The sequence below is a fragment of the Pararcticibacter amylolyticus genome, assembly GCF_003130405.1.
GTDB classification, from domain to species: domain Bacteria; phylum Bacteroidota; class Bacteroidia; order Sphingobacteriales; family Sphingobacteriaceae; genus Arcticibacter; species Arcticibacter amylolyticus.
The window spans coordinates 319,947-327,705 of sequence record NZ_QEAS01000002.1; the positions used below are offsets into that span (position 1 = coordinate 319,947).

General features: G+C 43.8%; 6 protein-coding genes. 1 reads left to right on the forward strand and 5 read right to left on the reverse strand.

Annotated features, from left to right (window positions below):
- Positions 1 to 97: 97 nt before the first annotated feature.
- The 5 genes from DDR33_RS03815 to recQ form a co-directional block, all read right to left on the reverse strand.
- Entirely contained in the window at positions 98 to 784 is a 687-nt protein-coding gene (locus tag DDR33_RS03815; protein ID WP_109414430.1) for a response regulator transcription factor, read from the reverse strand.
- A 103-nt stretch (positions 785 to 887) separates the two neighbouring features.
- Positions 888 to 1,985 (reverse strand): TlpA disulfide reductase family protein, encoded by a 1,098-nt coding sequence (locus DDR33_RS03820; RefSeq protein ID WP_238387656.1) that lies wholly within the window; start codon positions 1,983 to 1,985, stop codon positions 888 to 890.
- Positions 1,982 to 3,445, reverse strand: a complete 1,464-nt coding sequence (gatB, locus tag DDR33_RS03825; RefSeq protein WP_109414431.1) for an Asp-tRNA(Asn)/Glu-tRNA(Gln) amidotransferase subunit GatB — start codon at positions 3,443 to 3,445, stop codon at positions 1,982 to 1,984. The genes DDR33_RS03820 and gatB overlap by 4 nt, the downstream gene beginning before the upstream one ends.
- Positions 3,446 to 3,699: 254 nt before the next feature.
- Positions 3,700 to 4,512 (reverse strand): 3-deoxy-8-phosphooctulonate synthase, encoded by an 813-nt coding sequence (kdsA, locus tag DDR33_RS03830; RefSeq protein ID WP_109414432.1) that lies wholly within the window; start codon positions 4,510 to 4,512, stop codon positions 3,700 to 3,702.
- A complete protein-coding gene (gene recQ / locus DDR33_RS03835) occupies positions 4,512 to 6,701 on the reverse strand; it encodes a DNA helicase RecQ (protein WP_109414433.1) in 2,190 nt (729 codons plus the stop codon). Before recQ ends, kdsA begins: the two co-directional genes overlap by 1 nt.
- A 97-nt stretch (positions 6,702 to 6,798) precedes the next feature.
- On the opposite strand from recQ, the gene DDR33_RS03840 reads away from it, so the two are divergent.
- A partial coding sequence (locus DDR33_RS03840) for a KpsF/GutQ family sugar-phosphate isomerase (RefSeq protein WP_109414563.1) occupies positions 6,799 to 7,759 on the forward strand: 961 nt, incomplete at its 3' end.

The following is a 7,759-nucleotide window of genomic DNA, read 5'->3' on the forward strand; positions in this document are numbered from 1 at the left end:
TAGCTCAGAGTCCGCAGATGAAGGCAAGGGGGAGAGAGAGGTTTAGCTAACAGGCAACGCACGAAAGTATGTAAAAAAGCCGGTTAGCCGGCTTTTTTTAAGCTTCAAATTTATAACCTACTCCTTTAACGGTGGCTACATAATTTTCTCCCAGCTTTTCTCTGAGCTTGCGGATATGAACATCTATAGTGCGGTTGGTTACCACTACCGAGTCTTCCCAGATATTCTTTAAAATCACATCCCTGGTATATACCTTACCCGGCCGTGATGCTAAGAGGTAAAGCAATTCAAATTCTTTTCTGGCAAGAACTACTTTCTGTCCCTGTTTATAAACGAGATATGTTTCGCGGTCGATCACAAGATCTGTTATCTCGAGTTTATTTTCGGTGACCTCTTCTGCGAGGCTATTACGGCGCAGGATAGCATTAATGCGGCTAACCAGCGCCCTTGGCTTGATCGGCTTGGCTATATAGTCGTCCGCCCCCACATTGAAACCAGCAATTTCTGAATATTCCTCACTTCTTGCCGTTAAGAATACCATAAATGTACTTTTAAACTCATTCATCGTACGCATAATCCGGCAGGCTTCTATACCGTCCATCTTTGGCATCATCACGTCGAGAATGATCAGATCAGGCTTGACTTTTTTTGCTTCTGTAATACCTTCTTGTCCGTTAGAAGCTGAAAATACCTGATAGCCCTCCTTTTTCAGGTTGTATTCTATAAGTTCCCGGATATCCGGTTCGTCATCGACAATAAGGATCTTTTGCTTTACTGAGCTCATATGATTTTATTACAGCGCTAAAGTATATTGTTAAATATAGAAAATAGTTAAGTTAATATTAAATTATTGTTAACCACTACAATCACTTAACAATTAGCTCAGTTTATTTCAACGTATTCTTTAAAAAGAGTTCAAGTTCAGCTCCGCGCAGGTTTTTCCCTATAATCTTTCCCTGAGGATCCAGAAGGAAAGACGCTGGTATGGCTTCTACCTCGTACTGCCTGGAGACGGTACCGTTCCATTGTTTTAATTCAGAGGCATGGTTCCAGGCGAGTTTGTCGTCCTGAATGGCTTTCAGCCATTTGCTCTTTTCAGAATCGAGGGAAATGCCCAGGATAGTAAAGCCTTTATCCTTAAAAGCATGATACTGCTTTACAAGGTTAGGGTTCTCCTGCCGGCAGGGGCCGCACCAGGAAGCCCAGAAATCAAGCAGGACATATTTGCCTCTGAAGTCTGAAAGCTTTAAAGGCTTACCGTCAGCAGAAGCCATTGTAAAATCGGGAGCAACCTGCCCTTTAGAAAGAGGCTTCAGCTTTTCCATCCTGCTGATAAAGTCTGTAACCGCTTCGTTATTTTTATATTTCCCCTTGATATCTTCGGCAAACTTTATCATCTGTTCCTCATACATCATTTTATCAAGTGAACTGATAGCATAGAAGCCAGCTAAATTATCTTTGTTCTTCTCCGCAAACTTCAGTGATTCATCAGAGAATTGTTTCATGTTCTCTTCAAACCGGGGTCTTAGCACGGCTTCCAGGGAATCCTTTAAAGCAGGGTTAGCTGAAACCTGCCTGTCATATTGCGAACGCAGCTCTATAAATACCTTCCCATATTTATTCGCTATTGAATTGAACTCTTTCAACTTTTCAGCATCTTTTGAGCCCTCAATCTTATACTCGCCAACAGGGTTCATATAATCTGCTTCAAAATTCAGCTCATCACCATTCTTCGCTACAAATAAATAGTTCTTTTCATTCGCTACCAGGTAGAAGAATTCCGGTTCGGGAGCAGCAACCCTGAATTTAAACTCATTACTCTCATTCAGAAATGCAGAGTCTACCAGCCTGTTTTGTTGATACAGCAAGATTTTCTTAAGTCCCTGGACATTTTCCAGTTTTCCACTGATGGTAAACTCGTCACTGTTTTTACAGGCAGCAAGAGTCACCGCAATCAGTGTCCATATTATTAATATACGCTTCACTTTAATGATTCTAATTTATTTATTACCAACTGATTGGCTGTCTTAGGATCAATTTTTCCTTTAGAAATCTTCATCACCTCTCCCATGAACAATCCTAAAACGCCCTTTTTACCTTTATGGTATTCCTTTACCTTGTCCGGATATTTATTAAGGACTTCATCAATAAAGCCTTCCAGTTCGTCGCCGGCAGTATCTATTAAGAGATTCAGTTCCTCCACTAGTTTAGCAACCGAGCCTTCCGGCCTGGCAAGCAGTGCGGGGAACAGCTGCTGAGCAGCGGCTGTGTGACTGATTTTCCCTTCCTCTATCAGATTGATGATTTCCGACAAAGCCTTTGGCTTCAATCCGAACCCGGTAATATCTTTCCCGCTTTCATTGAGATAGGATTGTACAGGCCCCGTCATCCAATTTGCAGCAGTTTTGTAAGACCGGGTATGGCTCACCAGTTCCTCGAAATAGTCAGCAAACGAGCGTTCTGACGTCAGCAGATAGGCGTCGTAGTGTGTAAGTCCCAATTCATTTGTATAACGAGTGATCCTCTGTTCCGGCAACTGGGGGAGCTCTCTCCTCACCGACTCTATCCATTCTTCAGAAAGCTGAAGAGACGGAAGATCCGGCTCGGGGAAATACCGGTAATCGTAAGCCATCTCCTTTGACCTCAGAACAGACGTAACACCTGTTGCGGCGTCAAAATTGAGGGTATTCTGCTCGATCTTCCCTCCTTTTTCAATTACTTCTACCTGGCGCCGGAACTCGTAGATCACAGCACGCTGAAGGTTACGGATGGAGTTGAGGTTTTTAACTTCACATCGCTGGCCAAAAGCAGTATCGCCTTTCAGACGAACGGAAATATTGGCGTCGCACCTCATGCTTCCTTCTTCCATATTACCGTCACAGATATCAAGATATCTTACCAGCTTCCTGATTTCGGTAAAATAAGCAGCAGCTTCTTCAGCTGAACGAATATCAGGCTCGGAGACAATCTCGATTAAGGGCACCCCGGCTCTGTTCAGATCGATCAGCGAACAGCTATCATCCTTATCGTGCATACTTTTTCCGGCATCTTCTTCCATGTGGATCCGGTTAATGCGGATAAGTTTTTCACTCCTGTCCTTAAGAGTGACGGATACGTGTCCGGACTTACAAACAGGCAATTCATCCTGTGTAATCTGGTAACCTTTTGGAAGATCCGCATAAAAATAATTCTTACGGTCGAAACGGTTGTTCCGGTTAATCGTGCAATTGGTAGCCAGCCCCATTTTTACCGCATAAGCAACTACCTTCCTGTTCACTTTGGGGAGGGTGCCGGGCAGACCTACTGATATGATGCTGGTATGTTTGTTAGGTTCTGCTCCAAAAGAGGCAGGATCAGAGGAAAAAATCTTTGTTTTGGTTGAAAGCTGGGCATGTATTTCGAGACCTACAACCAGTTCGTATTTCTCCAGAACTTCTTCTGTCATTAGTAATTGTCGTTATTAATTGAAAGCCTATTTGCCAAATATAGTTAAAAGTTCAGAGTTAAAAGTTGAGAGTTTGAAACTGAAATGGCAATATGGGCGCAAATTTAAGGGTTGTACGCAAATCCGGATGGATGTGAAAAAATTCAACATGCGGGGCCTTGCCCGGAACTGCTGGAGTCGTTAGGACAAGATTAATCCGGGGAGGAAGTGGATGGATAAGTAAGTCAACAGGGCACAAGGCCCTGTCTATTTCATCACAAAACAGCTTCCCTTACTCTTATGAGCTTCAGGAGCAGATCTTCAAGAAGGTCAAGCTGAAGCATGTTTGCTCCGTCAGATTTCGCATTCTTTGGATCAGGATGAGTTTCAATAAATAAGCCGTCGGCTCCAACCGCTATAGCTGCCTTAGCTATAGTTTCAATCAGAGCAGGCTTTCCTCCTGTAACACCGGAGGACTGATTAGGCTGTTGCAGGGAGTGCGTGCAATCCATTACGACAGGAACACCAAACGCCCTCATCTCGGGTATACCTCTGAAATCGACTATAAGATCCTGATATCCAAATGTATTTCCCCGGTCTGTGAGGATTATTTTGTCATTGCCCGAATCTTTCACTTTGTCTACTGCAAAAGACATCGATGAGGCAGACAGGAACTGCCCTTTTTTGATATTCACCGTTTTACCGGTTTTTGCCGCCGCCACCAGCAGGTCTGTCTGTCTGCACAGAAACGCGGGGATCTGTAAAACGTCCACGTAGGCCGCAGCCATTTCTGCCTCAGCGCTTTCATGAATATCTGTTACTGCCGGCACACCAAATTCACTCTTTACCTTCGCCAGGATCTTCAAAGCTTTTTCGTCGCCGATGCCGGTAAACGAATCTATCCTCGAGCGGTTGGCTTTACGATAGGAACCTTTAAAAACATACGGAATTCTAAGCTTATCGGTTATCGATACAATACGTTCTGCGATACGCAAGGCGATTTCTTCTCCCTCTATGGCACAGGGGCCGGCCATTAAAAAGAAATTATGGCTGCCGGCATGCCGGATACCTGGAATCTGGTCTGTCATTAGTTGCCTAATTCTGATAAAAATTTAATACGCATCAGCTGAAGTTCTTCCCGGGTATAATCATCACTGCCCAGTTCTTTCAGCGCCATGTCGATAGAGTCTACTTCAGTACCCCTGAAATAATCAAAAACCTCATCCTGACGGTCTTCATCAATCATTTCATCAATATAATAGTTGAGGTTAAGCTTAGTCCCTGAATTAACGATAGACTCTACTTCTCTCAATATATCTTCGTAAGTAAGGCCTTTGGATGCAGCTATATCTTCCAGAGCTATATGGCGGTCGATGTTTTGTATGATCGATACTTTTAACGCCGATTTGTTTGCGGCACTTTTGACAACCAGGTCTACAGGCCTGTCAATATCGTTATCTTCTACATACTTACTGATAAGATTAACGAAAGGAGTACCGAACTTCAGTGCTTTTCCGGACCCAACACCATGGATCTGCTTGATTTCTTCCAGAGATACCGGATAATGGATACACATTTCTTCAAGAGACGGATCCTGGAAAACAACGAAAGGAGGAAGGTTTTTCTGTTTTGCGATCCTCTTCCTCAGATCTTTAAGCATCTTGAGAAGCTCTTCATCCATGGCTCCCGCCCCACCCTGCGAAGTCTCATCCTGATCATCGTCGGTAGCCTCCATCTCGCGGTTCAACACGAACTTAAGGGAATGAGGACTATCAATAAATGATTTACCGGATTTTGTCAGCTTAAGAAGCCCGTAATTATCAATGTCCTTTGAAAGGTAATTGTTGAGCAGCGCCTGCCGCAGTACCGATTTCCAAAGCAGTATGCCATCCTCTTTACCACTCGCAAACTCAGGGATCTTATTATGGTTGTAAGCTGTTATCTGCTGAGTTTCAAGCCCCATAACCACATTTAAAATATGCTGGTCATCAAACTTCTCACCAAATTCCTTTATCAGTCTTAATGTACCCTGCAACTTCTCAGTTGCATCAAAATGAGTCTTTTGCGCCCGGCAATTGTCGCACATATTGTTACAACCCGCTTCGTCGAAATTCTCTCCGAAATAATGAAGGATTTGCTTCCTGCGGCAAACTGCCGATTCAGCATAATCGATCACTTCTTTCAATATCTGCGTGCCTATCTCCCTTTCAGAGACAGGTTTATCTTTCATAAACTTGGCAAGTTTGTCGATATCCTTTTCCGAATAAAATGCCAGGCACAGGCCTTCGCCTCCGTCGCGTCCCGCTCTGCCGGTTTCCTGGTAATATCCTTCCATACTTTTCGGGATATCATGGTGGATCACATACCTGACATCGGGTTTGTCTATCCCCATGCCGAAGGCTATCGTTGCAACGATTACCTCTACATCCTCCATCAGGAACTTATCCTGTGTTTCTGCCCGCGTTTTAGGATCCAGTCCTGCATGATAAGGCAGTGCCCGGATTCCGTTAAGATTTAATGCTTCTGAAACCTCTTCCACCTTTTTCCGGCTGAGGCAATATACGATTCCTGATTTTCCAGTATTGCCTTTGATGAACCTCACGATCTCCTTCATCACATTCTTTTTAGCACGAACCTCATAATAAAGGTTGGCCCTGTTAAAGGATGATTTGAACAAGGTGGCATTGTTCATCTGAAGGTTTTTAATGATATCCTGCTGAACCTTAGGTGTAGCAGTGGCCGTTAAAGCGATAATGGGAATATTCTCGCCCAGGTTGTTAATCACCTGGCGTATTTTACGGTACTCAGGGCGGAAATCATGCCCCCATTCTGAAATACAGTGAGCTTCATCCACTGCCACAAACGAAACGGTTATCAGTCTGAGAAAATCAACATTCTCAGGCTTTGAAAGAGACTCTGGTGCAACATACAACAGTTTTGTCTCTCCGCTTAATACATCCTGTTTAACTTTTGTTATCTCTGATTTATTCAATGAAGAGTTCAGGAAGTGGGCAATGCTGTCGGTACCGCCGAAAGCCCTCAGCTGATCAACCTGGTTCTTCATTAGTGCTATCAGGGGTGAGATCACCACCGCGGTGCCTTCACTCATCAATGCCGGCAATTGGTAACAGATAGATTTTCCTCCGCCTGTCGGCATTATTACAAACGTATCTTTCTTCTGTAATATATTGGTTATTATTGCTTCTTGCTCGCCTTTGAAGTTATCAAAGCCAAAAAAATTCTGTAAATTATCAAATAGTGATTTCTTGATCTCCATGTCCTCCTGTGGGAAAAAATTTAGAAAGCCTAAACTTCACCCCAAAATAACATATTTTTGCCGTGAATTAGTATGTTTTATAATAAATATTTTCTGATTGAAAACGATTTCTGAAGTACTGCTGATCGCAGAACGTACCTTACAAACAGAAGTGGAAGGCCTTTCCAGGCTTGCTTCAAAGCTGAATAATGACTTTTACGTGATAATAGAATCCATCCTGAACCTCAGGGGCCGTGTAATTGTCACGGGGGTGGGCAAAAGTGCACTCGTGGCACAAAAAATTGTTGCGACTTTCAATTCAACCGGTACGCCGTCTGTGTTTATGCATGCTGCTGATGCCGTACATGGCGACCTGGGAATCATTCAAAAAGAAGATCTTGTTATCTGCATATCAAAAAGCGGTAATACCCCTGAAATTAAAGTCCTCGTGCCCCTCCTGAGACACGCCGGCAATACGCTCGTTGGCATGGTTGGGGATACGAATTCTTACCTGGCCAAACAGGCTGACCACGTGCTGGATACGACTGTTGAAAAAGAAGCTTGTCCTTTAAATCTTGCGCCAACCACCAGCACGACTGTACAAATGGTGATGGGTGATATGATGGCCGTCTGCCTTCTTGAATGCCGGAACTTCAGCAGCGAAGATTTTGCTAAATTTCACCCGGGAGGATCACTTGGAAAGAAACTTTACCTGAAAGTCAGTGACCTTTATATTAACAATGATAAACCAGAGGTAAGCCCTGAAGCGTCAATAAAGGAAGTGATTCTGGAGATCACCAGAAATCGACTTGGAGCCGTAACCGTTGTCAGCGACAATGAAATTGCAGGCATCATCACTGACGGCGATATCCGGAGAATGATGGAGAAATATGACAGCATCTCCGGGTTACAGGCTAAGGATATCATGTACACGGCGCCCCGCAAGATCGAAAGCGGTGAACTGGCTGTTAATGCACTCGACTTAATGCGCTCCAACAATATTACACAGCTTGTGGTAGCGGATGATGGTGTATACAAAGGGATTATTCATTTGCATGATCTGCTCAAAGAGGGGATAA